General features: G+C 63.8%; 26 protein-coding genes. 12 read left to right on the top strand and 14 right to left on the bottom strand.

The window, feature by feature from the left end:
* Positions 1-152: 152 nt before the first annotated feature.
* From ACV17W_RS12320 to ACV17W_RS12285, 8 genes are all read left to right on the top strand, one after another.
* On the top strand, positions 153-1,169 hold the full coding sequence (locus ACV17W_RS12320; protein ID WP_462596537.1) for an ABC transporter substrate-binding protein: 1,017 nt from the start codon (positions 153-155) through the stop codon (positions 1,167-1,169).
* A gap of 3 nt (positions 1,170-1,172) precedes the next feature.
* On the top strand, positions 1,173-2,009 hold the full coding sequence (locus ACV17W_RS12315; protein ID WP_462592617.1) for an ABC transporter permease: 837 nt from the start codon (positions 1,173-1,175) through the stop codon (positions 2,007-2,009).
* 6 nt (positions 2,010-2,015) lie between these two features.
* A complete protein-coding gene (locus ACV17W_RS12310) occupies positions 2,016-2,837 on the top strand; it encodes an ABC transporter ATP-binding protein (protein ID WP_462592616.1) in 822 nt (273 codons plus the stop codon).
* Complete coding sequence (locus ACV17W_RS12305; RefSeq protein WP_462592615.1) at positions 2,834-3,040, top strand: DUF4089 domain-containing protein; 207 nt, start codon at positions 2,834-2,836, stop codon at positions 3,038-3,040. The genes ACV17W_RS12310 and ACV17W_RS12305 overlap by 4 nt, the downstream gene beginning before the upstream one ends.
* Positions 3,037-4,455, top strand: coding sequence for an AtzE family amidohydrolase (locus tag ACV17W_RS12300; RefSeq protein WP_462592614.1), 1,419 nt, complete (start codon positions 3,037-3,039; stop codon positions 4,453-4,455). The genes ACV17W_RS12305 and ACV17W_RS12300 overlap by 4 nt, the downstream gene beginning before the upstream one ends.
* Positions 4,456-4,457: 2 nt before the next feature.
* Positions 4,458-4,832, top strand: coding sequence for an oxalurate catabolism protein HpxZ (gene hpxZ, locus ACV17W_RS12295; RefSeq protein WP_462592613.1), 375 nt, complete (start codon positions 4,458-4,460; stop codon positions 4,830-4,832).
* A 146-nt stretch (positions 4,833-4,978) separates the two neighbouring features.
* Positions 4,979-5,464 carry an aromatic-ring-hydroxylating dioxygenase subunit beta gene (locus ACV17W_RS12290; protein ID WP_462592612.1) on the top strand — a complete coding sequence of 162 codons (486 nt, stop codon included), beginning with the start codon at positions 4,979-4,981 and terminating at the stop codon, positions 5,462-5,464.
* 10 nt (positions 5,465-5,474) lie between these two features.
* Entirely contained in the window at positions 5,475-6,752 is a 1,278-nt protein-coding gene (locus tag ACV17W_RS12285) for an aromatic ring-hydroxylating oxygenase subunit alpha (protein ID WP_462592611.1), read from the top strand.
* Positions 6,753-6,798: 46 nt separating this feature from the next.
* On the opposite strand, the gene ACV17W_RS12280 is transcribed toward ACV17W_RS12285, so the two are convergent.
* Together ACV17W_RS12280 and ACV17W_RS12275 are read right to left on the bottom strand one after the other, a co-directional pair.
* Entirely contained in the window at positions 6,799-7,914 is a 1,116-nt protein-coding gene (locus ACV17W_RS12280; protein ID WP_462592610.1) for a cupin domain-containing protein, read from the bottom strand.
* A gap of 8 nt (positions 7,915-7,922) precedes the next feature.
* Complete coding sequence (locus ACV17W_RS12275) at positions 7,923-8,948, bottom strand: Bug family tripartite tricarboxylate transporter substrate binding protein (RefSeq protein ID WP_462592609.1); 1,026 nt, start codon at positions 8,946-8,948, stop codon at positions 7,923-7,925.
* 154 nt (positions 8,949-9,102) lie between these two features.
* Here ACV17W_RS12275 and ACV17W_RS12270 point away from each other — a divergent pair, with 154 nt between their 5' ends.
* Complete coding sequence (locus ACV17W_RS12270; RefSeq protein ID WP_462592608.1) at positions 9,103-10,029, top strand: LysR family transcriptional regulator; 927 nt, start codon at positions 9,103-9,105, stop codon at positions 10,027-10,029.
* 17 nt (positions 10,030-10,046) lie between these two features.
* Here ACV17W_RS12270 and ACV17W_RS12265 read toward each other — a convergent pair whose 3' ends face one another.
* The 9 genes from ACV17W_RS12265 to pcaH form a co-directional block, all read right to left on the bottom strand.
* On the bottom strand, positions 10,047-11,258 hold the full coding sequence (locus tag ACV17W_RS12265) for an MFS transporter (RefSeq protein ID WP_462592607.1): 1,212 nt from the start codon (positions 11,256-11,258) through the stop codon (positions 10,047-10,049).
* 108 nt (positions 11,259-11,366) lie between these two features.
* Positions 11,367-11,918 carry a MarR family winged helix-turn-helix transcriptional regulator gene (locus ACV17W_RS12260; RefSeq protein WP_462592606.1) on the bottom strand — a complete coding sequence of 184 codons (552 nt, stop codon included), beginning with the start codon at positions 11,916-11,918 and terminating at the stop codon, positions 11,367-11,369.
* 84 nt (positions 11,919-12,002) lie between these two features.
* On the bottom strand, positions 12,003-13,196 hold the full coding sequence (locus ACV17W_RS12255; protein WP_462592605.1) for a Gfo/Idh/MocA family protein: 1,194 nt from the start codon (positions 13,194-13,196) through the stop codon (positions 12,003-12,005).
* Between the two features lie 15 nt (positions 13,197-13,211).
* Positions 13,212-14,183, bottom strand: a complete 972-nt coding sequence (locus ACV17W_RS12250) for a PDR/VanB family oxidoreductase (RefSeq protein WP_462592604.1) — start codon at positions 14,181-14,183, stop codon at positions 13,212-13,214.
* A gap of 25 nt (positions 14,184-14,208) precedes the next feature.
* Positions 14,209-15,198: an ABC transporter substrate-binding protein gene (locus ACV17W_RS12245; RefSeq protein WP_462592603.1), complete on the bottom strand. Its 990-nt coding sequence runs from the start codon at positions 15,196-15,198 to the stop codon at positions 14,209-14,211.
* Positions 15,199-15,214: 16 nt separating this feature from the next.
* Positions 15,215-16,534: a Rieske 2Fe-2S domain-containing protein gene (locus tag ACV17W_RS12240; protein WP_462592602.1), complete on the bottom strand. Its 1,320-nt coding sequence runs from the start codon at positions 16,532-16,534 to the stop codon at positions 15,215-15,217.
* A gap of 66 nt (positions 16,535-16,600) precedes the next feature.
* Positions 16,601-17,617, bottom strand: coding sequence for a Bug family tripartite tricarboxylate transporter substrate binding protein (locus ACV17W_RS12235; RefSeq protein WP_462592601.1), 1,017 nt, complete (start codon positions 17,615-17,617; stop codon positions 16,601-16,603).
* A 298-nt stretch (positions 17,618-17,915) separates the two neighbouring features.
* Positions 17,916-18,506: a protocatechuate 3,4-dioxygenase subunit alpha gene (gene pcaG / locus ACV17W_RS12230; RefSeq protein ID WP_462592600.1), complete on the bottom strand. Its 591-nt coding sequence runs from the start codon at positions 18,504-18,506 to the stop codon at positions 17,916-17,918.
* Positions 18,507-18,509: 3 nt separating this feature from the next.
* On the bottom strand, positions 18,510-19,226 hold the full coding sequence (gene pcaH, locus ACV17W_RS12225) for a protocatechuate 3,4-dioxygenase subunit beta (protein ID WP_462592599.1): 717 nt from the start codon (positions 19,224-19,226) through the stop codon (positions 18,510-18,512).
* A gap of 97 nt (positions 19,227-19,323) precedes the next feature.
* On the opposite strand from pcaH, the gene pcaQ reads away from it, so the two are divergent.
* On the top strand, positions 19,324-20,274 hold the full coding sequence (pcaQ, locus tag ACV17W_RS12220; RefSeq protein ID WP_462592598.1) for a pca operon transcription factor PcaQ: 951 nt from the start codon (positions 19,324-19,326) through the stop codon (positions 20,272-20,274).
* Positions 20,275-20,319: 45 nt separating this feature from the next.
* On the opposite strand, the gene ACV17W_RS12215 is transcribed toward pcaQ, so the two are convergent.
* From ACV17W_RS12215 to ACV17W_RS12205, 3 genes are read right to left on the bottom strand one after another with little or no spacing between them, the layout of a single operon-like run.
* Entirely contained in the window at positions 20,320-20,775 is a 456-nt protein-coding gene (locus ACV17W_RS12215; RefSeq protein WP_462592597.1) for a carboxymuconolactone decarboxylase family protein, read from the bottom strand.
* Positions 20,768-22,159: a lyase family protein gene (locus ACV17W_RS12210; protein WP_462592596.1), complete on the bottom strand. Its 1,392-nt coding sequence runs from the start codon at positions 22,157-22,159 to the stop codon at positions 20,768-20,770. The genes ACV17W_RS12215 and ACV17W_RS12210 overlap by 8 nt, the downstream gene beginning before the upstream one ends.
* A 17-nt stretch (positions 22,160-22,176) precedes the next feature.
* Positions 22,177-23,175 carry a Bug family tripartite tricarboxylate transporter substrate binding protein gene (locus ACV17W_RS12205; RefSeq protein ID WP_462592595.1) on the bottom strand — a complete coding sequence of 333 codons (999 nt, stop codon included), beginning with the start codon at positions 23,173-23,175 and terminating at the stop codon, positions 22,177-22,179.
* 112 nt (positions 23,176-23,287) lie between these two features.
* Between ACV17W_RS12205 and ACV17W_RS12200 the strand changes: the two genes are divergently transcribed.
* Together ACV17W_RS12200 and ACV17W_RS12195 are read left to right on the top strand one after the other, a co-directional pair.
* Positions 23,288-24,184, top strand: a complete 897-nt coding sequence (locus ACV17W_RS12200) for a LysR family transcriptional regulator (protein ID WP_462596536.1) — start codon at positions 23,288-23,290, stop codon at positions 24,182-24,184.
* Between the two features lie 178 nt (positions 24,185-24,362).
* The gene (locus tag ACV17W_RS12195) at positions 24,363-25,466 is read left to right on the top strand and encodes a sensor histidine kinase (protein ID WP_462592594.1); all 1,104 of its coding nucleotides are present in this window, start codon (positions 24,363-24,365) and stop codon (positions 25,464-25,466) included.
* Positions 25,467-25,475: the final 9 nt, after the last annotated feature.

The following is a 25,475-nucleotide window of genomic DNA, read 5'->3' as shown; positions in this document are numbered from 1 at the left end:
CGCACGCCGCCAGTGCGGACCGCACCCGACTGGTGCAGGAATAGAGGCGATCCGGCGCATTCTGCACCCGCTGTGCCCCCGCGTGTCGCGTGGCGGAAACTGGCATGGCTATTGCTTGTGTCAAGGTCACAGACCACAGCAAGGGATCCGCGATGCCAAACAACCCATACTCCCGTCGGCCTTCGATGGCCAATGATGGCCGCCGGCGCGTCCTGCGTTCGGGTGCGTTGGCGCTGGGCATGCTGGCGATGCCAGCTCTGTTGCGCGCCCAGTCTTCCCCGAAGATCCGCATAGGATACTGGCCCGTCGCTGCGGGCCTGCCATTTTTTGCCGGCGTAGAGCGTGGGTACTTCCAGGACGCAGGCCTCGATGTCGAGGTGCTCAAGTTCGCGGGCGCTCAGCAGGTGATGGAGGCGATGCTGGCGGGCCGCTGTGACGGCAGCGCGAATGGTACTGGCTCGGCCAATCTGGCGATTGGCGAAATCGCACAGCCCGGGCTGTTCAAGATTTTCTGCACCAACCCCAGCAATGCGAAGAACGTGCTGGAAGAGTTCCTGGTTCCTGCAGACAGTCCCATCCGGAATGCCGCCGAATTCGGAGGCAAGCGAATCGCTTCGGGCCCGGGCATCCAGAACGTCACGTTGGCCAAGACCATGCTAGAGCGCGCGGGTGCCGCGGGCGCCACCGTGGTAGAGCTTCCCATTGGCCAGCATGTTGCCGCCCTGGCGTCCGGCCAGGTGGACGGGTGCTACACCCTGGAGCCCACGGGGACCGTCGGCCGCTTGAACGGCACGACCCGCATCCTGGAAACCGGCGTCGTCGCCCATTACATACTCGGCGACCCGCTCGCTCCGTGGCACGGCGGCGCCGCGAGCCTGACCACCGAGTTCATCCAGAAGCATCCGGAACACGCCACCCGGTTCATCGAGGCCTATCGCCGAGGCGTCGAACTGGTGCGCCAGCAGCCTGGGGAGGCGCGGCAATACATGAAGGGATACACGGCAATCGAGGGCGCGCTGACCAATGAGGTGCCGCTGGCTGCGTACATGATGTACGACGAATTCCAGTCTTCGGACGTCGCCTACTTCCAGAAGTTCTACGACCTGTTTACCGAAAAGAAGGTCTTCTCGAAGCCGGTGGACGTGGCACCCTTGCTCTATAAGGCCTGACCGATGAACAAGCCTGCCACGTCGACGGTTTCAGGCGGCGCCGCCGCGTGGTCGCCGCCTGCCACGCAGACCGCGCCTCGGCGCGTGCGCACTTGCGACCGGCTGCTGCCGTTGATCGGCCCGGTCTGCCTGCTGGTGGTCTGGGACCTGGTGGTGCGGGCCGGCATGATCAAGCCGATTCTCTTGCCCGCTCCAGCCGATACCTTGATCACGCTCGCGACCGGATTGGCGGGTGGTGAGCTGTGGACAGACTTCCTGGTCACATTCGGCCGCACCTTGCAGGCGTTTGCGATTGCCGCCGTGGTGGGAATGCCATTGGGCGTGCTGCTGGGCAGCAAGGAAAAGGCGTATCGCAGCGTCGAATTCCTGGTGGACTTCTTTCGCTCTACGCCTTCATCGGCGCTCATCCCCCTGTTCCTGTTGATCTTTGGAGTATCCGATATCAACAAGGTCGCGATTGCGGCTTTCGGTGCCTGGCTGATCGTGCTGTTCAACAGCGCCTATGGCGTGATCAATGCGCGTAAACAGCGGGTGATGGCGGCGCAGGTCATGGGGGCCTCGCGCTGGCGAATCTTCAAGGACGTGCTGATCTGGGAAAGCCTGCAACCCAGCTTCGTCGGGCTGCGTTCGGCCGTGTCGATGGCGTTGGTCATCGTGATCGTTGCCGAAATGTTCATCGGCTCCGAGAACGGACTGGGGCACGCGATTATCGATGCGCAGCAGGTGCTGAATGTAAAGACCATGTACGCCGCGATTCTTGCTGCGGGGGCGCTGGGCTACCTGTTGAATGTGTTGTTCCTGCTGCTGGAAAAACGCGTGGTGCACTGGAGTGGAAGGTAGACGCGCATGAGTACTGTTCTGAACGCTGCTGCTGGCGCCGAGGTCCCGGCTCCGCCATTCCGGCCGGGCCCGCCCGGAACCCACATCACCGTGCGTGGCCTCACGAAGTACTACGCGGGCTGGCCGCTATATGAAAACTTCGACCTCGACATTCCAAAGGGGCGAATCGTTTCGATATTCGGCCCCAACGGTTGCGGCAAGAGCACCTTGATCAACATGATCGCCGGCCTGGTTCCCGTGGACAGCGGCGAAATCCTTTTCGATGGCAAGTCATTGCGCGATACGCGCATAGGCTACGTGTTCCAGAACTATCGTGAAGCCTTGTTCCCGTGGATGCGCACGATCGACAATATTGCCTACCCGCTGCTGCTGGAAGGAAAAACCCGGATCGAAGTAGACCGGCGCGTTCAGGAGCTGATCTCGTCGTTCGACGTAAAGTTCGATCTGAATCGCTATCCGTATGAGCTTTCCGGGGGCCAGCAACAGACGGCCTCCATCATGCGGGCCCTTGCCCCCCGGCCCGAGGTGCTGTTTCTAGACGAACCCTTCTCTGCGCTCGATTTCGAAATGACGCTGTTCATACGCGAGAAGCTCCAGGAAGTGTTCATCGAGACGGGCACGACCATGATGCTGGTGTCGCATGACCTGGAAGAGGCTGTTTACCTGGCGGACCAAGTGCTGCTGCTGACGAAGCGACCCACTCGCGTGGCCGAGATCCTGGACTACGACGAACCCCGGCCACGTACGGTGGACACGTTGTCGGATCCGGGTTTCGTGGCCACCAGGAAGCGCAGCCTGGAGATCTTCCAGCGAGAGGTACGCCGATGAACGACGCCCAGACAATTAATTATGTGCGCGCCTGCGCCGAGCTGCTGTCGCTGCCGCTCGATGACGCGCGGGCGGAGCGCGTTGCCGCGCATCTGGCGCGTAGCGCCCAGCTGGCGCGCCTGCTCGAGGCAGAGCCGCTCGAAGTGCTGGACGAGCCCGTTGCGATCTATTGCCCGGCACGCTTTCCCGATCTGCAGCCATGAACAGCATCACCCCGGTAGGCGAAGATACACGCGCGTGGCTGGTGGCGGTCGCCCGCGGGGAACGTACCGCGAGGTCGTGGCTGGAACGATGCATGGACCGCATCGAACAGACCGACGGGTGCGTCAACGCTTTTACTGCGCATACCCTGGACAGGGCTTATGACGAGGCGAACGCCATCGACAAGCGCCGCGCCAGCGGCCTGCCTTTGCCTCCGCTGGCTGGCATGCCGTACGCCGTAAAGAACCTGTATGACATCCGCGGCGAGATCACGCTGGCGGGGTCCCGGCTCAACCGGGAAGGCGCGCCTGCCGCGGCCGACGCCGTGCTGGTGCAGCGCATGCAAGCCGCCGGGGCGGTACTGGTGGGCGCGCTCAATATGGATGAGTACGCTTACGGCTTCACCACCGAGAACAGTCACTACGGCCCCACACGCAATCCCCATGATCCCGCGCGTACTGCTGGCGGATCTTCCGGCGGCTCGGGCGCCGCAGTGGCGGCCGGGCAGGTGCCGGTCACACTCGGCACCGACACCAATGGATCGATTCGCGTGCCCGCGTCGCTCTGCGGCGTGTGGGGGCTCAAACCCACGTTCGGGCGACTGTCGCGCCGGGGAAGTTATCCTTTCGTGCACAGCATCGATCACGTCGGCCCCCTGGCGGAATCAGCCTGGCTTCTGGCCCGCACTTACGACGCCCTGCAGTTTCCCGACCGGCTGGACCCGGGTTGCCATGCGCGGTGCGTGCACCCGGTGGCCGATCGGGTTGCCCTGGGGGTGCACGGGCTGCGGGTAGGGATACTGGGCGGATACTTTGACGCAAACGCCGGTGAACCGGCCCGGCAGGCCGTGCGTGAAGCGGCGGACGTGCTCGGCGTGTCCGGCACGGCAGAGTGGCCGGACGCGGCCATGGGCAGGGCAGCCGCGTTCCTGGTGACCGCCGCCGAGGGCGGCAGCCTGCATCTGCCGTCGCTGCGCGAGCGCGCCGACGACTTCGATCCCGTGTCCGTCGACCGGTTCATTGCGGGCGCCTTGCAGCCGGCCGACTGGCTGGCGCGCGCCCAGCGGTTTCGACGAGTCTACCGCGATCGCGTCAACGCACTTTTCGCACATTGGGACGTCCTGCTGGCGCCGGCCACCCCGGTCGCGGCCCCGCCCCTGGGAACCGAATGGCTCGATGTGGGCGGCGAGAGGCTGCCATGCCGGCCGTCGATGGGCCTGTTGACCCAGCCTGTGTCGTTTGCCGGCTGCCCAGTCGTCGTGGCGCCGATGTGGCCCGAGGGCGCTCATGGTATGCCGGTGGGCGTCCAGATCATTACGGCACCGTGGCGCGAAGACCTGGCGCTGCGCGCCGCTGCCGTGCTCGAAGGAGCCGGCGTGGCGCAGGTCAAGCGGGCCAGTGTGAGGAGCGCATCTTGAGCATGGAAATCAATCTGCCCGAAGTGCTGGCCGAGGTCCGGGAACAGTTCGATCGGTACGAAACGGCGCTGACCACGAACGACGTGGCCTCGCTGGATGAATTGTTCTGGAACAGCGCGCACACACTGCGCTATGGCGCCACGGAAAACCTTTACGGTTACGACGCGATCCAGGCTTTCCGCACCGCGCGCCCTGCGCAAGGATTACAACGCGAGGTCCTGCGCACGGTTATCACCACGTACGGGCGGGATTTCGCCACCTGCAATATCGAATTCCGTCGGGAAGGCTCTCCGCGCACAGGGCGCCAGAGCCAGACGTGGATGCGCACGGCACAGGGTTGGCGGGTGGTGTCCGCGCACGTCAGCCTGATGGCCTGATCGGGCGCCTGGCCTCTTCGCAGTATTACCCCCATTCATCTGGCAGATGAAAACTCTTCAGTGCCCTTTTTCGGCGCTGCTTTGTATGCTTGCCTGCATCGGCGGTGCTTCCGCCGCATCATACTTAGCGGAGTACAGAACTGCCCATGTCACCAGGGAACTCCACCGGTGCGCTGCGCGCCGAACTGCGCGACCTTTATGAAGACTACGCGCTGTGCCTCGATGAAGACCGACTGGAAGATTGGCCGGACTTCTTCGTGGACGACTGCCATTATCGCGTGCTGTCACGCGAGAATCATGATCAGGGCCTGCCCATCGGGCTGATCTTCTGCATGAACAAGAACATGCTGAAAGATCGGGTGACGGCGCTGCGCGAAACCACCATGTCCGAGCCGCGCTCGCTCAGACACTTCATCAGTGGCGTGACGGTGCGCGAACGCAGTGGCGACCATCTGGTCTCACAGGCCAACTTCGCCATATTCGAATCCCTTTCCGATCGAGACCCCATCGTGAATATGGTTGGGCGCTACCTGGACACGTGGCGGCAGACTCCGGAAGGCTGGAAGCTGGCAGTCAGGGACTGCGTATGCGACAACTATCGCATCAGAACTTCGCTCATCATTCCTGTTTGAAAGGCAGACCATGGATACAGCAAGCAACTGTCCCGGCGCAGGCCCCCAAGGCATGCCTGAATCGCCCATACAGATCAACCGCCGCTGGCCGGCGGAAGGCTATACGCGCATTCCGTACTGGGTTTATACGGATCCGGCCGTATTTCAGAAAGAAATGGATGTGTTCTTCGCGGGCAAGACCTGGAACTACGTAGGCCTGGAGTGTGAAGTTCCGGAGGTCGGTTGCTATAAGCGAAACTGGATAGGCACCCGGCCCGTGATCATGGTGCGCACCGAGAACGGAGAAATTGCCGTCCTGGAAAACCGGTGCGCCCACCGCGGTGCCCAGATCTGCTGGCACAACACAGGCAAAGTGAAAGATTTCACCTGCCCCTACCACCAGTGGAACTACGACTTGAACGGCAATCTGCAGGGCCTTCCCTTCAGGCGCGGCATGAAAGGCGTGGGCGGGATGCCGCCCGACTTCGATCCGAAGCAGAACGGCATACGTAAATTGCGAAGCGTGAACCGTGGCGGTACCGTCTGGGCGACGTTTTCAGACGAGGCGCCGTCGTTCGAAGACTATTGCGGGCCAGAGGTGCTGGCAGAAATCGACCAGGTTTTCCCGGGCAAGAAGCTCAAGCTGATGGGCTATACGCGCCAGCTGATTCCGTGCAACTGGAAAATGTACATCGAGAATCTCAAGGACCCTTATCACGCCACGCTGCTGCATACGTTCTACATTACCTTCGGGCTGTGGCGCGCCGATTCGAAGTCCGAGAACTACCCTGTGCCTGGCAGTGGCCATAGCATCATGATCTCGCACAATGAGGGCAAGAAGGTGACGGAAGCAACGCCCGAAATGCAGCGATTTCGCACCGACCTGGAAATGCTCGACCGCGAGACGGTGACGCCGCTCAAGGAGTTCAATGGCGGGCGGGTCGGCGGGGCCTGGGTGTTTCCTGCCGCGGCGGTGGGTATCCAGGCCAATACGTTGAAGACCCGCCATGTGATTCCTCGCAGCCCTACCGAGCACGAGCTGGTGTTCACCTACTATGGTTACGAAGATGACGACGAAACCATGACCCGCCATCGGCTCAAGCAGGCCAACCTGCTCGGGCCAGCCGGCTTCGTGTCCATGGACGACAGTGAAATGCTGACACAATGCCAGTTCGGCGCGACGGGCTATCCGCACGAGCAAGGCATTATCGAGATGGGCGGCCGCGACACCGAACGTACCGACTACATGGTGTCTGAAGTGTTGATACGCGGCTTTTACCGTTATTACGTCCAGGCCATGGGGTTCTGAGGCGTCAAGCGGCGGGGCGCGGCGCAAGCGCTTCCCGCCGCACCTGCTACGCGCCGGCCAGGCGCGGACCCACGTACCCGGTTTGCCCCGCTTCGGAACCCAGCGTCAGTATGGGGCCGTCCATGCGCTCCTGCCAGATGAGCGATTCCATGCCGATGTGCAGGGGGTGGTCCTGCACGGTGAGCGTGGCGGAACCTTGTCCATGCAGGAAGTGCGCATGTTCGGCCCAGGACGGCGCCGAGAGCAACAGGTCGCCTGCGCGCCACTCGATGGTCTGGCCGTCGACCACACTATGCCCCGAACCTTCGAAGTGATAGTTGATGGCTACCGAGCTGTGCCGGTGGCCGCGGCCCGGCGGCCGCGGCGCCGCGCCCGCAGGCCGCGAGGAAATCGTGGCAAAGAAGGTGTGGGTGGTGCCGTTGCGTCGTTCCGTCGCGGGGTTGTACAGCAGCATGATGGTGCGCTTGTCATCGCCCGACTGGCGGCTCAGATGCTGCGACACTTCCTGCCAGGGCCAATGCAGGGGGTGATTCGGCACCACGGCGATGTCGGTCAGGAACTCGTAGCCGCGTAACCGGGCACCCTGCCCGCCGATGGCGATGTCGGGTGCGTTGACCCGCGTGTACTTTTTCTGTGCGTCCGCCGTCAGTTCACCCGCGCCGGGGGCGTCCGGCAGGACGTCCTGCGTGATCCGCTCGACATAATAAGCGCCGAGTTTTTCCAGCAACGGCGCATTGGAATAGGTCAGGCGCACCCACAGGTCTTTGCCTGTATTGCGGTGCGTATGGCCGCGCATCGACGGCAGGGTGCAGACATCCCATTTGCCCAAGGCAAGACTTTCGGATCCCAAGGTCACCAAGCCTGTGCCGCGGATGCAGAATTCCAGCTGATTCGCGTTGCAGCGCACCGCCTGGGTGGTCTCTCCGGGCTTGACCACGTTGATGGTGACATCCACGCCGGGCGCAAAACCCAGGCCCGGCGCCCGCGCACAGGGATGTACCAGCGTGGCGGCGCGCAGGCCGTCCTCATCCGGCGGGCTGTCGGCCAGGCGTTCTATTTCCTGGGCAATGGCTTCGGCCGGCACGCGCACCGATGGCCATACCGCCTCCCGCGAGCCCCGGGCATGGCGCTTTTCGACAAACTGCACTGCGCTGTTCTCCATGACCTTGCCTATTTCCCTTTGGGAGCCGGACTTGCGGCTTTGGCAGCCGTCTGGGTGATGCCCATGCCCAGACGGGCGAGTTCGCCATGCCACAGCGCGGTTTCTTCGCCGACATAGCTGGCAAAGGCGCTGGGAGTGTCGTGCCGTACATACATGCCCAGCTTCTTCAGCGCCGCCGCCAGCTTCTCGTCCTGCCTAGCATTGTCCAGCGCGGCGCTAAGACGTTGAAGCACAGGGCCAGGTATCCCTGCGGGCGTGAACAGGCCGAACCACCCGGTGGACGAGGTGTCGGGTACTGTCTGCTTGATCAGCGGATACTGTTCAAGTCCCGGGGGGTGTTCGGGGGAGGTCAGGGCCAGGATGCGCAGGCCATTCGTGCCGGCCTGAGCCAGGATGGGGCCGATGCCATCGATCATGGCCGAGGCATCGCCGCTTTTCACCGCGACCAGCTCCGCCGCGAAGCTATTGAAGGCAATGGCGCGCAGCGGCGCCTTGCCGCGATCGATGATGAGCTCGGTGGTCAGGTGGGCGAGGGTGTTGACCCCCGGGTTGGCCAGCACCAGCGTGTCCGGCTTGTCCCGCGCCGCCTGGATCAGCTGCTCAAAACTGCGGATCGGTGAGTCCTGGGTGACGGCGACGGCCAGTGGCGTGTAGGCGAGCATGCCGAGGGGTTCGAGCTTTTTGGCCGTTGCCGCCATTTCCGCCATGGTGCCCGTGGTGATCGTCATGGCCGACCCTGACGTCATCAGTATCGTGTAGCCATCCGGCGCGGCGTTCGCGACTTCACGGGCCGCGATCATTCCGCCGGCCCCCGGGCGGTTTTCCACCACGACGGTCTGCTTCAGGTATTCGCCCATGGTCTGCGCCATCATGCGAGCCGGCACGTCGCTGGACCCTCCCGGCGGCCCGGGGATCACCAGGCGTATTGAACGTTGGGGCCACTCTTGCCCGTGGGCAGCCGGTACCACCATACCGAGCGCCAGCGCCGTGACTGCGGCCCACATCATGGCCGATTTTCCCTTGAAGGCTTGCATGTCTCTCTCTCTATTAGTGGGTTTCGCTGCTTCATGTCGTAGTTATGCAGCTTCATGAAGATAGGCGCTTTCCCCTATTAAGTGAACTGAACAATCTTGATGAAATTCATGCATGGAATTAATGTGCGCCATCCACTATTTTTGAGCCGAGTCCATGGATCTGCGCCGTGTCGACCTGAACCTGCTGAAGATCTTTGAAAGCATCTACCGGCTACGGACGCTGTCGCAGGTGGCCGACGAAGTGGCCCTGACCCAGCCCGCGATCAGCCACGCCCTGGCGCGCCTGCGCACCACCGTGGGCGATCGGCTGTTTGTACGCACCGCCTCGGGCCTGGATCCTACGCCGCGTGCCGAGGAGCTCATCGGCCCCATCAAGGCGGCGCTTGCGATGATCGAAGAAAGCCTGAGTTCAACTCCGGCATTCGACCCCAAGGACTGTACGCGCGAGTTCCGCCTGTTGCTGTCGGACCTGGGCGAACTGATCTACGTGCCCAAGCTCCTGCGGCGCCTGCGCCAGGAAGCGCCCGGCGCAAAGCTCTCTGTGCGCCAGGTGTCTCGGATGAACTTTGAATCGATGCTACGGGACCGGGATGCGGACCTGGCAGTGGGCAATCTGCCCATGATGGGCGAGACGCTCAAGTACAAACATCTGTTTTCCGATCGCTGGGTCGTGCTTCGTGCCAAGGGCTGTGCAAGCAAGCGCAAGCTCACCATCCGCGAATTCGAACAGTGCCCGCACGTCCTGGTCGAACCGCCAGGGGTCGTGACCATTCACCACGCGCTCACCGAAGCGTTACAAAGAAAGGACATAACGCGCAACGTGGTGCTGAAAATTCCGCATTTCCTGGCGCTACCCAGTGTCATCATGTCGTCGGACCTGTTGTCAGTGGTGCCGAACTCGGTCGCCGTCAGCCTGCCGGTCGGGCAGGAAATGTGCGTCCAGGAACTGCCGTTCGCCGTACCGCCGCTGCAGGTGCGGATGTACTGGCATCCGCGCCGCGACTCGGATCTGGCGCATGCCTGGCTACGTTCAGTGTTCGAACAGCTCTTTGCGATAGAGGCAGCGCCGTCCCGTGGCTAGGCCATACACGCGCCGCCTCATGCTCGCCGTTCGCGGGGCAACAGCGCCAGTACGAGTAACGAGCAGGCTCCCGCGCAGAGAAACGCGTAGTCGTAGCGGCCAGTGACGGCCACAAACGCCGCAAAAGCGGTGGGGGCCAGCATGTTCGAGACGTTGACCAGGATGCTGGACCCGGCCGACGTTTCGGCGATCAGGTGCGGCGGGGAGCGCCGCGCCACTTCGGCGATCTGCACGCCGTTCCAGCTGGCGGCGGAACATCCGGCCACGAACGCCAGCAGGATGACGGCCCAGAGCGGCCATTGCGCAGTCGTGAACCCCAGCAAGGCCGTGGTGGCGGCCGACATCGTGGCTGCAAGCGACAGCGCCGCGGTGGCCGACCGCAGGTAGTCGGAAAGCCAGCCCAGTGCAATGCGCCCGATGACCCCGCCCGCCTGCATGACGGCGAACACGACGCCGGCCATGGCCAGCGAATAGCCGAGGCGGTCGAACAGGTAAATGACGGTGAACGTGAACCAGCAGCTCTGGGACACCGCGAAGAGGGCACCGACGAAAGACATTTTCATCAGGCCGCCGTTGTGCCGTAGCGAGGCCAGGGGTACGGCGAGCGTGCGCCACGACTGCAAGGTGGGCACCGATAACCGTCGGCCGCGCTTGGCGGGCGTCACGTCCAGCTTGGCGCTGAGACGCCAGGTGAGCAGCGTCGGCGCCAGGACGGCCAGGGCGCACACCAGCAAGGCAATGCGCCATCCTGCTACGGCCACGACCGCCGGAATCAACAGCCCCGCTATGACGCCGCCCAGCGGTACGCCGGCCTGCTTGATGGAAAATATCAGGTTGCGTTTGCCAGGCGGCGAAAAGCGTTGCAGGACCTCGCTGCCCGCCGGATTGGCGGCGCCGCCGCTTAGCCCCATGATCAGACACGCAATCAAGGCAATGCTGACATCGGGGACCAGCAGGAAGAACATCGAAGCGGCGCCGAGGATCAACGTGAGCTGAAGCACCCGCATGCCGCCGATCTGCTTGAGCAGGGCAGAGCCTGCTACCAGCAGCACGAGTCCGCCCAGGGAGTTGCTTGCCGTCAGGTATCCCACCGAACTGCCGCTCCAGTCGTACTCTTCCGAGATGGCAGGGCCGATGATGGGGACCAGCCGATTCACGAACGCCGAAGTGGTCTGCAGAATGAAAATGGCCGCCACAGGCATGAGCCAGGCGGGAGCGGGGCGATTCATGAGCTACTTGGTCGTGTTGTCCAGGGACGCCGCCACCGCGGCACCGTTATTCGATATGGGGGGCGCCCGCCATATCATAAGTGAATTCCCATGATCCGCCCGGCGGCATCACGTGGCGGCGGATTTGTTGATGCGCCGCGCCAGCTCGCGGGTGGACACCACCCGACGCTCGGCGTTCTCCATTGAAGCTTCGTCCTCGGCCAGGTTGGCGATGATGGCCAGCAAGACTTTACGGGTCGTATTGATTTCGGCCTTGGTCAGGCCCTTGGTGCCGATGGCGTTGACTTCTTCCGCCAGCGGGATCAGCTTTTTCTTCAGGGCACGGCCGTTACGCGTCAGATAGACGTGCACGTTCTTATTGTTTCCCGGCAGATGCTTGCGCTCGATATAGCCCAGCGCCTCCATGGACTTCATCGCGGCGTATGTCGTGGGTTCCATCACGCCGGCCTGTTCGCTCAGCTCTCGCTGCGTAAGACCGTCCTGTTCCCACAGTATGCGCAGAAAAGCCCAGTGCCCGAACGAGACATTGTGATCCGACAGGCGTACCTGAAGGCCGCGCACCAGCGCGCGAGTCGCGTCTTTGATCAAGTGAGCGAGGCGGTCATGGGGGACCGCCTCGCGCCAATGGGCAAGTACTTTTCTGGTTTCTTTGGAAGCCATGCGAGAGACAGCGAGATGAAGGAATGGATGGCGGAAAATGATACTCCAAAGCCTCTGTCGGCCCTGGCCTGGCGTATATCCCTGCTATGCCTGCGGCTGGCAGTGCAAAGCCACGTCACGGTGCGCATTCCCCGATTCCAGCATCGCAAGGCAGATCTCGAGCGTCGCCTTGGCCCAACGCCCGCCGTGCAGCGGCGCTCGGTCGCGCGTGACCGCGTCATGCAATTCGTCCATGACTTCCAGGCGGGGTGCCGCGGGTGGCGGCAGCGTAATGAACTGGCGCGATTCATCGCCGTATACCCAGATTCCGTCGGGCATGGGTCGCAGGTCGGCACGTTCGCATGACACCAGAATCGAGCCGAAGTGCTGGTGCGCGGTGGGCCGCGGCAGGCTGCCGCCGTCAGGCGCCACATAGTCGGGGCCACCGTAGGTTCCGGCCGCCTTCAGCGCCGCTTCCTCGGCCTGGCTGCCGGACGCCCGCAGCCTGCGGCGGGCCGAGCCGTAGACGGATGGGTCTTTGCGCTGTCCCATCTCGCCGGTCCAGTCCAGCCACTCGTCGGAGTCGAAGTGGGCGTAGCCGTTGTAGTTCAATGATGCATAGGCTCCGCCCTCGAACCAGAGCAGCGCGCTGAAGGCCCCCTCTGTGGGACGCCGCGGGTCCCAGTTACCCAGCGCACAGCGTAACTGGGTGGGCCGCGAGCCCACCAGCATGCGGACGACATCCACCTGATGGGCCGCCTGGCTGAACACTGCTCCACCACCCTCGGACGTGGAGAGCTCTTCGGCGCGGCGAGGACGGAACAGGTAGTCGGTGTAGTTCAGGGCATGCACCATTTTCACGGCGCCGAATTGTCCGTCGGCAATGCGCTGTCTGCATTGCAGGTAAGGCGTGTCGAAGCTGTGGCAGTGGCCAATGACCAGGTGCACCGAGGCCGCGTCGCACGCCGCGATCATGGCGTCGCAGTCGTCCAGCCGCAGCGCCATGGGCTTCTCGACCAGCACATGCTTGCCGTGTGCCGCCGCCAGGCAGGTGTGGACAGCATGATGCTGGTGCGGGCTGGCGACGTAGACCACCTGTACGCGCTTGTCCTGGACCAGCGCCTGGGCGCTGGCGTAGCTGGGACAGCCGAAGTCGGCCTCGAACTGTCTGCGGGCACTTTCGCGTGGATCGCACGCGGCCACCAGCCGCACGCGGGGATCCGCAAGAAATGACTCGAGCATCAGCGAGAACGCCCGTCCCAGCCCGATGATGCCTATATTGAGTACGGCGTCTGCCATGCGAAGCGCTCCAGGCTACAGGTCCAGCACCAGTTTGTCGCCGCGTGCCCGCGACACGCAGACCATGATCTGCGTGTCCTGTTCCTCTGGCAGCAGCACCATGTCGCGATGATCGGCCGATCCCTGCAGCAAACCGGTGCGGCACGACCCGCAGGTGCCGCTTTCGCAGGAGTGGGCCACCGGCACGCCGGCTTGCAGCAACACCGTAAGGATCGACTGACCGACGGGTATGACAAACTCGCCGCCGGATCTGGCCAGTTCAACGGTGAACGGCGCATCATCGGGCTGCACCCCGCCCCCTTCAAGAAAACTTTCGAAGTGGATGCGCGTCGGCGACCAGTGCCCCGACATGTCGCGCACGGCTTCCATCAGGCCGCGCGGGCCACAGCAGTAGACATGGCCGCGATTCGGCTTTTCCAGTACCGGCCATAGGTCGAAGGATCGCGCAGGGTCTGCGTGGTCATGGTGAACGAGCACGCGTCCGCGCAGCGCAGGATCGTTCAGCTCATCCAGGAACGCCGTGGTTTCCGGGGCCTGGCTCAAGTAGTACAGCTTCCAGGGGCTGGCCGAGGGGTCATCCAGGGAACGGATCATTGACAGTATCGGCGTGATGCCTATGCCCCCCGCGATGAACACCAGGCTGCCCGGGTTCTCCACCAGTTCGAACGCATTCTCGGGGCAAGAAGTGGGCAGGATATCGCCCACCTGCGCCTGGTCGACGAGGCTGATGGATCCACCGCGCCCCTGTGCGTCGCGTTTGACCGTGATCACGTAGCGTTCGCGCTCGGCGGGGTGGTTGCACAGTGAATACTTGCGCAGCTCGCCATTGGGCACCCTGACTTTCACATGCGATCCAGGGGTGAACGAAGGCAGATCGCTGGCATCGGCAGCACGCAGCTCGAATGAGAGTATGCCTGCGGCGGCGTCGGTGATACTGCTTATGCGCAAGGGCATCATGGCATCCGCGGCCGATCTGGACTCAGTCATGGCAGTCTCTGTGTTGTGGCGTGGTCTAGATCTTGTAAGTTTCGTACGTGCTGGGGTGGAACAACTCGTCAACGTCCACATGCCGTGAAGACAGACCCTGTGCGTGATGATGGTGCGTGAACGCTTCCAGCGTGCGCCGATTGGCTGCCACGCCGTATGACCAATAATGAACGCCCAGGGTTTCACGCGCTGCCTTGAGCTGCTCTTCGACAAAGGGCAGGGTGACCTTGGTGGCAGAGGTGTCTTCCAGTTTGGCCAGCGCAGCGGCTTTCGAATGCTCGAAGGCCTTGCACAACGCGCCGGGCAACCAGGGATGCTGCTCGGCCAGCGTTCGCCGTACACCTACGATGTGCATGATGGGAAAAATTCCGGTGCGGCGGTAGTAGTCTTTGGCCACGGCGGTAGGGTCATCGAACAACCAGCCGATGTCCGGGTTCCCGCGCGCATCGCCAAACGGCGCGCGGGGCGCCATGAAACCCTCGATTTCGCCGCGATCCAGCATGTCCGAGATCGTGGTGTCCTGCGGGGCGTCGACCATGTTCACGTCCGCGGGCAGCTTCAGTTTGATTTTTTCGGGACGGCCGGGCTGGTCGATTCCGCCGCGTACCCAGGTGACGTCGGACGGCCTGACGCCGTAATCGTCCTGCAAGAGCGCGCGTGCCCACACATTGGCGGTCAGCTGGTATTCCGGGATGCCGATGCGCTTGCCCTTGAGATCTTCGGGGGCTCGGATGCGGTCTTTGCGCACATAGATGGAGGTGTGGCGGAAAGCGCGGGACAGGAAGATCGGCAGGGCAATGTACGGGCAGTCACCGCTGGCATGCTTGACCAGATAGCTGCTGAACGACAGCTCGCTGACGTCGAAGTCCTGGAAGCGGAAAGCGCGGAAGAACATTTCTTCCGGGTTGAGCAACATATATGTAGGATCAACGCCGTCGATCTGTATGGCGCCGTCATACAGGGCGCGGTTTCGGTCGTAATCGCCCATGGCGATGGAAAGTTGCAGCTTGGCCAAGGTGGGGCTCCTCTGTTCAGGCGGTGGTCTGGTAGTTGCCGGCCAGTTCTGGATCGTCGCCAGCGACCGCGCCCGCCGGCTGTGCGCGGAACTCGCGCCAGTCAGTGGTCTTGGGCACAATGGCCTGGAACGAACAGATGTCTGCGGGGATGCGCAGGTCACCCGTGCCGATCGCCGGCTCCCCTTGCTGGAAGGCGCGCACCGCGTCCAGCATCTGGCGCCTGAACTCGACGATGGCCAGGTCGCTGGCTCCCAATCTTTCTTCCGACCGGTTCGCCAGCGGGCCCATGGTGACCCACATCGCGATGTCCTGGTTCGGAAATCCGCGTATGCCGGTGAAGTTGCCGGCTTTCATTGCCTGCCGGTCCTGCCAGAAGCGATTTTCGGTATTACGCAGCGGCCGATAACGTTCGTCCAGATCGATACCTACGCTGGTGCCCAGGAACCGGCGCCAGGTCTCGGTGTCGGGCGTGGTGGCCTTTGCGCCCCAGGCAATGAAGTAAAACGCCGTGTTCGTGTCGTCCATGGGGACATTGACGTTGGCGACGTTGTACAGATTGTTGGGCGGGATGAGCACCGTGCCGGGTGCGACGAATACGGTCGACCGCACATAATCGTTCTGCGCGGCATTGGTGATGGGGCGGCGGATTGCCGCATATCTGAACCCGAAGGGCATGCGTTGCACCTGCAGGCGGGGCGCCTTGTCGGTTGACGGGCGCAGCCAGTTCTTGTCGGTGGCTTCGGCGCCACCCACGCGCGCTGGCACGAAATCCGAGGAATGCAGGCTGGAACTGTGCGCCGAGTCGATCGCTCCTTCAAGAATCTGCGCCCAGTTGCAAGGGATCAGCACCTTGGCAATGCTGACTTTGGAATCCGCGGTGGGCGCCCAGGGGGGAGGCGTGAACTCGGGGATATCGTCCTGGTCGCCCATATATGCCCATATCACGCCGCCCCATTCGCGCACTTTGTAGGCCTTGTGCTTGACCTTCTGGGCCATGGTGCTGGCGGCGGGTTCGGACACCATCTCGATCACGGTTCCTTCCACGTCCATTTTCCAGCCGTGATACAGACAGCGCAGGCCGCACTCCTCGTTGCGTCCGTAGACCAGCGAGACACGGCGATGCGGACAGTATTCGTCCATGACGCCCACGCGTCCGTCGGTGTCGCGAAATACCACCAGGTCTTCGCCGAACACACGGGCCTGCACCGGGTCGCCATCCGGCTCGCTGACTTCCTCGCTCAGACAGACTGGCGTCCAGTGCTTGCGCATCAGCTGGCCCATGGGCGCGTCGCCAACGACTCGGCATAACAGTTCGTTATCTTCATTGGTCAGCATCGGGGCTCCTTCGATAGGTGTTCATTTCGGACGCGAGGCGGCGCGGCCATGGCCGCGCCGCGCAATTCAGTCGGCCTTGATTCCCGCCGCCTGGATCGCGCTTTCGTAGCGTTTGGCCTCATCGTCAATGGCGTCGCTGTACTGGGCCGGCGTGCCGCCCACCGGCTCTATGCCCAGTGTGTTGAATTGCTTGACCACGGCGGGGGCTTTCACGGCGTCGGCAATGGCCGCGCTCATCTTCTTGACGGCGAAGTCCGGCGTTCCGCTGGCCGCCAGGGCGCCGACCGTGACGGCAAAGTTGAAGCCTGTAATGATTTCAGAGATGGCCGGAATGTCCGGAGCCAGGGCCGACCGCTTGCCGGCATTGGTGGCCAGGATCTTGACCTGCCCCTTTTCTGCAAAGCCCGACAATGAGGGCAACGCCGCGAACACGACATCGACCTGGTTGCCCACCATGGCGGGAACAGATTGCCCCGACCCGCGGAACGGGACGTGGCTGATGTCGAGCTTCATGGCGATTTTCATGGCTTCCATGGTCAGGTGATGCGAACTGCCTATTCCCGATGAACCGTAATCCATGGCGCCCGGCTTGCCCTGGACCTTCTCGATGAAATCAGGCAGCGATGTGATGCCCGTCTGCGTACTCGTCGCGAGGAACAGGGGCGAGGTGGCGATGAGGGACACCGGCACGAAATCACGCTTCGGATCGTAGGGAAGGTTCTTGTACAGCGACGGGTTAATGGACATCATCGAGCCGTCAGTCACCAGGAAGGTATAGCCGTCGGCCGGGGAACTGGCCAGGGTCTGTGCCGCCACGACGCCATTGGCACCCGGCTTGTTCTCGACCACGACTGGCTGGCCGAGACTGCCCGTCAGACCCTGTGCGACGACACGCGCGACGGTGTCGGGCAGTCCGCCGGCGGCGTACGGAACAATGAAGCGCACCGGCCGCGAAGGGTATTGGTCGGCCTGTTCCGTTGCATGGGAGGCGACCGGCGCGGCGATGCCCAGTGCGACGATCAACGACGAGGCCAGAACGTTACGACAGCCCTGGCGTTGCACTGCGAGTCGATCTTTTTTCATTTGTCTCTCTCCGTTGTCTTGGCACGCTCTTCTGATGGAATTGGCCAGGACTGCGTGCGCTGTGACGCAGCCGCCGTTATGCTGGCGTGCCAGCAAATAATATTAGATAGCTAAGAATAATTCAACGAATCTTTGGGTGGGCTGCAAGGTTTTCGGTGTCGCTTCGGGACGCCAGCTCCACGACGAAAACCCGCGGACATTGCGTCGTGCGGGTATCGCCTGAAATCGTCGCGTGTCCCTGCAGCCGTGCGAAAAAGGGGCTGCGGTGGCCGCTTCCGCGGCCGGCGTGCCTTCGGGATCAGATATCGAAGAACACGGTTTCGTCGGCTCCCTGGAGATGTATGTCGAACCGGTAGACGATACGATCGGCATGTGCACAGCGGCGCGCGATCAGTGTGGCGCGGCGCTCGGGCGGCACGGCCGCCAGCACGGCATCTCCGGCGTGCGTGGCCGAATCGTCGTCGAAATAAATGCGGGTATAGGCATGCAGCAGCATGCCTCGCATCATTACTATCACATCGATATGGGGCGCCGCGCCCGGGGCGATGGCGCCGGGCTTTATGGTGTGAACGACGAAGCGTGATTGCGGATCGGTGCCCGTACCCACGCGGGCAAATCCGCGAAAGCCCGTCGTGGGAAGCTCATCGGCCGCTTGCGCATAGCGTCCGTGCGAGTCGGCCTGCAGCATTTCGACGATAGCGTCGTCGACGGCCTTGCCGCTGCCGTCATACACGCAGCCTTCGATCGTGATGGGCGTGCCTTCTGCGCGATGGTCGGCCAGCACGGGGGTGAACAGGCTCTTCAGATCGTAGCCATATTGCTCCGGGCACAGGCCGTAGGCGAAAAACGGGCCTATGGTCTGCGACGGCGTCTGTCTGAACATGGGCATGATTTACTCCGTCGGCGTCTGGCGCGCACCGCGCAGAACGATGTCGAACTCATAGCCCAGGGCATACCCTTCCTGGGTGGCGTCCAGGGAAAAGCGCGATACCAGACGGTCACGCGCGGCGGGGGGCGTGCCCTGGAAGATCGGGTCCAGATCCAGCAAAGGGTCGCCCGGGAAATACATCTGTGTCACCAGGCGCGATCCGAAGTATTCGCCGAACAGCGAGAAATGTATGTGGTTCGGCCGCCAGGCGTTGCTGTGGTTGCCCCACGGATAGGCGCCTGGCTTGATCGTCAGGAACCGATAGCGGCCCTGCGCGTCGGTCAGGCAGCGGCCGGCACCCAGAAAGTTGGGGTCGAGCGGCGCGTCATGCTGGTCGGCTTTGTGCACGTAGCGTCCGGCAGCGTTTGCCTGCCATATTTCCACCAACGTATTGCGTACCGGCCTGCCGCTTTCGTCCAGCACGCGACCGGTGACGACAATGCGTTCGCCCAAGGGCGCGCCGTTTCTGGCTGCATTGCGGGTCAGGTCGTGATCGAGCTTGCCCAGGCTTTGCGAACCGTAGACGGGAGCATGGATGTTCTTCAGAGCGTCGCGCAACGGAACCAGGGGTAGCGACGGGCTGCGCAGCACCGAGGACTTGTAGTCCGGATACCGAAAAGGAGGATGCGAATCCCAGTCCCGGGGTGTGAGTACGGTGGTGCGGGGCGGCGAGCCGTCCATGGCAATGCTCCAGCGGCAACGGATGGAAATGCCACTGTAATCAAGCTATAAAGTTATGGTAAGTGACATTTTGTCGGTGTTATAGGCTTGAAAAGTTATGAATACTTCGCTGCAGGGAGCGCGCATCAAGTTGAGGCACGTCCAGTGTTTCCTGGCGGTCGCCCAACTGAACAGCGTGCAGCGCGCGGCTGAGCGGCTGGCCATCACGCAGCCTGCAGTCTCGAAAACGCTGGCCGAACTTGAAGCCATACTGGGGCAACGCCTCTTCGAGAGAGGCCGGCGCGGCGCCGAGCTGAGCCCCGCCGGCCGAGTGTTCGCTCCTTACGCCCAGACATGCCTGGGAAGTCTGCGCGACGGCATCGAACAGCTGGCGCAGCCCGAAGACGGCGCCTCCATGGTGGTGGGGCTCGGCATTCTTCCCACGGTGGCCAGCGTGCTGCTGCCGCCCGCGTTGCAGGTGTTCCGGCAACGGTGGCCCATGGCCAGCCTGCGCGTCTATACCGGCCGGAACGCCGAATTGCTTGAACGCCTGCAGGCGGCCGACATCGAATTCGCGATCGGACGCCTGGGCGATCCAGAGGCGATGGCGGGCATGAGTTTCGAGCACCTCTTCCGCGAGCCGCTGGCCGTGGTCGTGAGAGCGGGCCATGCCTTGCTGGGCAAGTCAGGGCTGCCGCCGCTCGTCCTTGCCCAGTATCCCTTGATCGTGCCGCCCGAGGGCACGTTGATCCGCCAGTCGGCCGAGAGCGTTATCAGCGCCTTTGGCCTGCCTCGCCAGTTGGCGCGCATCGAAACGCTTTCCGTATCGCTCGGCCTCGAGATGACCTTGCGTAACGACGCGGTGTGGTTCGTGCCTTCCAGCCTGATCGAGGCGCAGGTCAATGGCGGGAAGCTGGCGCGGCTGCCCATGCCTGCCGGGGGAACCGACGAGCCCATGGGCATGTTGCAACGCACCGACATGGCGCTGTCGCCCGCTGCCCTGGGCCTCGCAAATGCCATCCGGCAGGCCGGGCTGTTGCGCGAGCAGGCGCGTCTGCGGCGGTCCTGAGCCGGCGGCGCGCCTTGCCAGGGGCGCGCCGCCACCGTGGCGCGGCTACGTGGCGGCGCCGCCGGTCCAGAAATCTGAACGGGGGGGCGTGCGGCCGAGTTCGGCCAGCACTTTCAATACGACTGCCATGCCCGTATTGCCGGCGGGCACCCCTGCGTAGACTGCCGTCTGAAGCAGCACCTCAAGCAGCGTATCGAGATCGAGCGCGGCGGCCGCCGGGTCGTCGGCAGGCGCTTGCAGGCCGGTGCGCACATGCAGCTCGAATTCTTCCCACCGCCCCATGGCCGCCGTGATGGCGAGCACCATGATGCGGCGCGTCCGGGGATCGAGCCCGGGCCGGCTCCAGATGGCGTCCCAGGCGTAACCTGTGATCATGCGCTGGAACTCGACATTGAAAGTGTTGGCGTTGCCGATGGACCGTTCGACCCAGGTATCGCCCAATACTTTGCGGCGGTTGGCAAGCCCGCGCTGCAGGGCGTCGTCGGATATGAAGTCAGGCATGGTGGGGCTCCAGAGTGCAGATCAGATCAGGGGCCGCGTCGAGGGCGCGGAGCAGTTCGGCGCAGCAGGTTGCCGAGGCTTGTACGGCGTGGGCGGGGTCGGCCGCCATGGCAAGGGCGTGTACGGATTGGCGAGCGGCTTCGGGGCCGTGCGCGGTCTCGATCCACTGCCGCAGCAGCAGGGACAGGGGCTGTCCATGCTGCAGGGCCAGCGTCGCCTGCTGCTCGACCGCGCGGAGGGCGGCATCGCGGCCAGCGATGGGAGTCAGCGCGTCGACGAACGCTTCCGAAAATATCACTTGCTGCAATGCATCGAGATTGGCCTGCATGCGTGGAGGGTTCACCTGCAGGCCTTCGGCGGCCAGGCGCAGGGCGGCCGACGCCCCGTGCACATGGCGCCATAATGGCGCCCACGCGGACAGCTCGGCCTGCCATTCCCCCATGGCGCGCTCGTGCGCCTGAGGCATGCACCCGAGCAGGGTGGCCGCCAGCCCCGGCACCGCCTGGGTCTGCGCCACCGCCTGCATGCAGTGCACCGAATTACGCTTGTGCGGCATGGCACTGGAGGTCTTGCCGCGCGCGGCCTCGGCCAGTTCGCCGACTTCGAACTGGGACAGCAGCGACCAGTCACGCGCCAGCTTGGCCAGGCTGCCTGCGCATACCGCCGCTTCCATGCCCAAGCGCACCCAGGCATCGCGTTGGGTATGCCAGCTGATTCCGCGAGCCCAGAGCCCCAGTTCGGCGGCGAGCACCAGTTCCACTTGGGCGCCGCGGCCCCCCATGGCGGAACGATTACCCACCGCGCCGCCCAGTTGCACGCACAATGCATGTGGAGCCAGTTCGCACAACTGTCGCGCGCTGCGTTGCAGCGCCGCTGCCGACTGTGCGCATTTCAGGCCGAAACTGGTGATTTGTGCGGGCTGCATCAGGCTGCGGGCCATCATCGGCGTGGCGGCATGCAGGCGCGCCAGTGCGCGAAGGGCCGCTACCAGCCCGTTCAGCTGTTCGAGCAAGGCCGTCAGCGCGGCTTTGGTCAGCACGGCGTGCGCGGTGTCTACCGCGTCCTGAGTGGTGGTGCCCCAATGCAGATAGGCCTGTGCATCCGGATGGTGGGTGGCAAGGTACGCCCGCAGGGGATCGACCAGCCCGATGCCAAACGCGCCCGTTTGACGCGTACGCACGATGAAATGCTCGCGGTGCAATTCGGTCTGCGTACAGGCCTGTACGATCGCGGTCGCGGCCTCCTGCGGGATCAGGCCGGCGGCGGCCTGAGCGCGAGCCAGCGCCGCTTCGAAGCTCAGCAGCGCTTGCAGCCATTGGACGTCCGAGAACATCTCGTCGTCGCCCGCCGGGTTCATGCATTGATCTACCAGGGACGTAAGCATGGGGTGCCCGGCCGCCGTCAAACCGATGCCCCTGAAGCCGTGACGACCTGCTGCCACTTGCGGCTTTCCTCGTGGATGCGGCTGGCATAGGCGTCGGCGCCCCCCAGCATGGGTTCTGCCCCTTCGACCGCCAGCTTGGCCTGGAACTCCGCGGTGGCGGCGGTTTTCAGGATCCTTTCTTCCAGTTGCTGTACGGTGGCGGCCGATATCGACTTGGGCGCGAGAATGCCGTAGGTCAGCGTACTTTCGAAATCCGCCAGGGCGGGCACGCCCGATTCGGCCATGGTGGGCACGTCAGGCAGCAGGTCCGTGCGCTTCGCGCTGGTGACGGCCAGCGCACGGAGCTTGCCCGACTTGACCAGTGCCATGGCCGCCGGAATGACGCTGAAGCTGAAGTCGACCAGCCCGCCGGCGACGTCGGCCAGCGCGGGGGCCGTGCCCTTGTACGGAATGTGCACCGCCTGCGCATCCAGGGTCTGCAGGAACATCTCGCCGGTCAGGTGGCCGCCCGTGCCGTTGCCGCTGGATGCGTAATCCATATCGGAATCCGCCCGCTTCAAGGCGTCAGCGAGTTGCGCAACCGTATGGACGGGAGATTCCGCCGGAACCACCAGCACCAGGGCCGAGGACGCGAACATGGCAACCGGCTGAAGGTCGGCCGAGGCGTTGGATTTCAGATCTTTGTACAGGGCGGGATTGATCGACACGGTGCCCGTATGGCCCAGCAGGAACGTGTTGCTGCGCGCCGATGCACGTATCACCTGTTCGGTGCCGAGATTGCCGCCGGCGCCGGGCTTGTTTTCCACGATGACGTCCTGCTTGAACATCTCGGAAAGGCCGTGCGCAAGCTGCCGCGCCAGCACATCGTTCCCGCCGCCCGGCGCAAAGGGAACAATGATGCGCATGACCGGGTTGCCGGTCTGCGCCCAGGCGGGCGCGATCGACGTGGCGGCCAGCGCAAAAGCGGCGGCAAGAGCCTGGCGGCGCGACGGATTCGACGGCGTGCAGCGATACATTTCGACTTCCTTCTACTGAGTGCGATTCAACAGAGCCAGCTTGCATTGTCGTGCGCTGACGGGTCCGCAGGACAGTTGTAATGCTTTCATCAAATGAAAGAAAATGCAGTGGATGGATATCCGCTACCTGAACCACTATCTGAAGGTCGTCGACCTGGGCTCCATGTCCGAGGCCGCGCGGCAGCTGGGGCTGAGTGCGGCGGCCGTGGCCCAGCAGATGCGCGCGCTCGAGCGCGAACTGGGTACGTCGCTGCTGGTGCGGCAGGGGCGAAATGTGCAGCCCACTGCGGCGGGGATGCGGCTGGCCGAGCGCGGCCGCCTGCTGGTGCAGGACGCCACGGCCCTGCGCGACTGGGTGGCCACCGACGAAGATGAAGGCGAATTGCGCCTGGGTACCGTGAACACCGCCCTGCATGGTTTCCTGCCGGATATTCTGCAGGCGTTCAGCGCCCATTACCCCAATGTACGTATCGCACTGCGCATCGGCATTACCCCAACCCTGTATACGGCACTGGTGCAGGCCGAGCTGGATGCCGCCCTGTGCCTGAAGCTGCCGTTCGATCTGCCCAAGACCGTCTGCTGGACACCGTTGCGGCGCGAACCCCTGGTGGTGCTGGCACACGCGCGGGATGCCGCCGCCGACCCCCTGCAGCTGCTGCGCAGTGCGCCGTTGCTGCGCTACGACCGGCAGCTGGCAGGCGGGCAGCTGGCGCAACGCTACCTGCAGGCGCAGGGCATACATCCACGTGAACGCCTGGAGCTCAATTCCATCATGGCGATTGCCTTGCTCGTTGAAAGAGGGCTTGGGGTGGGGCTGGTGCCCGATATTGGCCAGGGCCTGGCGGGACCGAGCCTCTGCAAGCTGCCCGTCCCGCCTGTGGGAGGCGAGGACGGCGGGTTCACGCCGCCCCCGCGTGAACTGGGCATGCTGTGGCGCAAGGCATCCCGGCGCAGTCGCTGGCTGCAGACCCTCCTGGAGTGCGCGCAGAAGGTAGCGCCGGCCGCATGACGCCACTTTCATCGAGCAAACAGGGCGATTCGTCGAAAATGCCTTGTGGCTCCTGCGGCCCCGCGGCACTATTGCGCGGCACGAGCCAGTGCGCAGACGCGGCACGATGAGCGGCCCGTACAATCCGTGATCGGCGCAATCGGTGCTTCCGACACCTGCTTCATTCCGGCTTTTCGCGATGGCACATCACGACCCCCCCTCTGCGCTGTTCACTGCGGTAGGCCAGGAACTGAGCCGGGGTGAGTCGTCGCTGGGGTTCTGGCGCGCCCAGGTGGCGGGGTGGCTGATCCTGGCCCTCATCGGCTTCTGCATACGCCTGGCCGTATTCGGCGATTCGGTGGCCGCGTTCTGGCTGACGCTGGCGCTCGAACCCCTGGCCTTCACGCTGACCAGCGCCGCGGCGCTCTGGCATGGCCGAATCCGTTCACACAATCCTTCGCCCTTGCTGGTGTGGGCTTGTGCGGTGGTCTTCTGCGTGGCGGCGTCGGCGTTGCTGGCCTGGATCGCCTACGAAATACACCAGCTGTTCCCGCCTGACACCCTTCGGGTCTTGCCGGAGAATCAGTACCGGCTGGGCTTTCTGTACTACATGGGCGTTCTGAGCATCTGGACGCTGGTGTACTTCGGCGTGGCCGCCGAACTGGCCGCCCGCACGGCCCGGATCTCCCGGATGAAGGCCGAGACCCACGCCCTGCGGCTTGAACTGGAACACCTGCAGTCGCAGATCGAGCCACATTTTCTGTTCAACGCGCTGAACACCATCGTGTCCGAGATCGACGACCGGCCCGCCATCGCATCTGAAATGACGCGCCGCCTGGCCGCTTATCTGCGGTATTCGCTCGACCGCCGTGGGCAGGGCCTGTGTCGCGTCGACGAAGAACTAGAGGCCGCCGAAGCCTATGTACGCATACAGGCGCTGCGCTTTGACCGCGAGCTGGAATACCGCTGCCACATCGATCCGGCGTCGCTGCCGCGCTTCCTGCCGCACATGACGCTGCAAGGCCTGGTGGAAAATGCCATCAAGCACGGCATGCGCTCCGACACCAGACAGTTCCTGATCAATGTGCATACGCGCTTGCGCGACGATGAGCTGGTCGTGTCGGTGGACAACCCCGGGCAGCTGCTCGCACCCTACGACCTGACCCGCGGCGGCGGCGGGTTGGGCAATCTGTGCCGGCGGCTCGCCCTGTGTTACCCCGGACGCTACGATTTTTCGCTGCATCAGCAGAACGAGCGGATCGTGGCCGAGATCCGGCTGCAGGGCGACCCGGTCGTGCCCTGATGCGATGCC

It is taken from the genome of Bordetella sp. MIP270_01_BMS (assembly GCF_054958705.1).
This window is presented reverse-complemented; position numbering and strand designations above follow the sequence as displayed.

Excerpts from the sequence above, each read along its gene's own strand:
- ACV17W_RS12320 (WP_462596537.1), top strand. The coding sequence starts at position 153 with ATGCCAAACAACCCATACTCCCGTCGGCCTTCGATGGCCAATGATGGC.
- ACV17W_RS12315 (WP_462592617.1), top strand. The coding sequence starts at position 1,173 with ATGAACAAGCCTGCCACGTCGACGGTTTCAGGCGGCGCCGCCGCGTGG.
- ACV17W_RS12310 (WP_462592616.1), top strand. The coding sequence starts at position 2,016 with ATGAGTACTGTTCTGAACGCTGCTGCTGGCGCCGAGGTCCCGGCTCCG.
- ACV17W_RS12305 (WP_462592615.1), top strand. The coding sequence starts at position 2,834 with ATGAACGACGCCCAGACAATTAATTATGTGCGCGCCTGCGCCGAGCTG.
- ACV17W_RS12300 (WP_462592614.1), top strand. The coding sequence starts at position 3,037 with ATGAACAGCATCACCCCGGTAGGCGAAGATACACGCGCGTGGCTGGTG.
- hpxZ (WP_462592613.1), top strand. The coding sequence starts at position 4,458 with ATGGAAATCAATCTGCCCGAAGTGCTGGCCGAGGTCCGGGAACAGTTC.
- ACV17W_RS12290 (WP_462592612.1), top strand. The coding sequence starts at position 4,979 with ATGTCACCAGGGAACTCCACCGGTGCGCTGCGCGCCGAACTGCGCGAC.
- ACV17W_RS12285 (WP_462592611.1), top strand. The coding sequence starts at position 5,475 with ATGGATACAGCAAGCAACTGTCCCGGCGCAGGCCCCCAAGGCATGCCT.
- ACV17W_RS12280 (WP_462592610.1), bottom strand. The coding sequence starts at position 7,914 with ATGGAGAACAGCGCAGTGCAGTTTGTCGAAAAGCGCCATGCCCGGGGC.
- ACV17W_RS12275 (WP_462592609.1), bottom strand. The coding sequence starts at position 8,948 with ATGCAAGCCTTCAAGGGAAAATCGGCCATGATGTGGGCCGCAGTCACG.
- ACV17W_RS12270 (WP_462592608.1), top strand. The coding sequence starts at position 9,103 with ATGGATCTGCGCCGTGTCGACCTGAACCTGCTGAAGATCTTTGAAAGC.
- ACV17W_RS12265 (WP_462592607.1), bottom strand. The coding sequence starts at position 11,258 with ATGAATCGCCCCGCTCCCGCCTGGCTCATGCCTGTGGCGGCCATTTTC.
- ACV17W_RS12260 (WP_462592606.1), bottom strand. The coding sequence starts at position 11,918 with ATGGCTTCCAAAGAAACCAGAAAAGTACTTGCCCATTGGCGCGAGGCG.
- ACV17W_RS12255 (WP_462592605.1), bottom strand. The coding sequence starts at position 13,196 with ATGGCAGACGCCGTACTCAATATAGGCATCATCGGGCTGGGACGGGCG.
- ACV17W_RS12250 (WP_462592604.1), bottom strand. The coding sequence starts at position 14,183 with ATGACTGAGTCCAGATCGGCCGCGGATGCCATGATGCCCTTGCGCATA.
- ACV17W_RS12240 (WP_462592602.1), bottom strand. The coding sequence starts at position 16,534 with ATGCTGACCAATGAAGATAACGAACTGTTATGCCGAGTCGTTGGCGAC.
- ACV17W_RS12235 (WP_462592601.1), bottom strand. The coding sequence starts at position 17,617 with ATGAAAAAAGATCGACTCGCAGTGCAACGCCAGGGCTGTCGTAACGTT.
- pcaG (WP_462592600.1), bottom strand. The coding sequence starts at position 18,506 with ATGCCCATGTTCAGACAGACGCCGTCGCAGACCATAGGCCCGTTTTTC.
- pcaH (WP_462592599.1), bottom strand. The coding sequence starts at position 19,226 with ATGGACGGCTCGCCGCCCCGCACCACCGTACTCACACCCCGGGACTGG.
- pcaQ (WP_462592598.1), top strand. The coding sequence starts at position 19,324 with ATGAATACTTCGCTGCAGGGAGCGCGCATCAAGTTGAGGCACGTCCAG.
- ACV17W_RS12215 (WP_462592597.1), bottom strand. The coding sequence starts at position 20,775 with ATGCCTGACTTCATATCCGACGACGCCCTGCAGCGCGGGCTTGCCAAC.
- ACV17W_RS12210 (WP_462592596.1), bottom strand. The coding sequence starts at position 22,159 with ATGCTTACGTCCCTGGTAGATCAATGCATGAACCCGGCGGGCGACGAC.
- ACV17W_RS12205 (WP_462592595.1), bottom strand. The coding sequence starts at position 23,175 with ATGTATCGCTGCACGCCGTCGAATCCGTCGCGCCGCCAGGCTCTTGCC.
- ACV17W_RS12200 (WP_462596536.1), top strand. The coding sequence starts at position 23,288 with ATGGATATCCGCTACCTGAACCACTATCTGAAGGTCGTCGACCTGGGC.
- ACV17W_RS12195 (WP_462592594.1), top strand. The coding sequence starts at position 24,363 with ATGGCACATCACGACCCCCCCTCTGCGCTGTTCACTGCGGTAGGCCAG.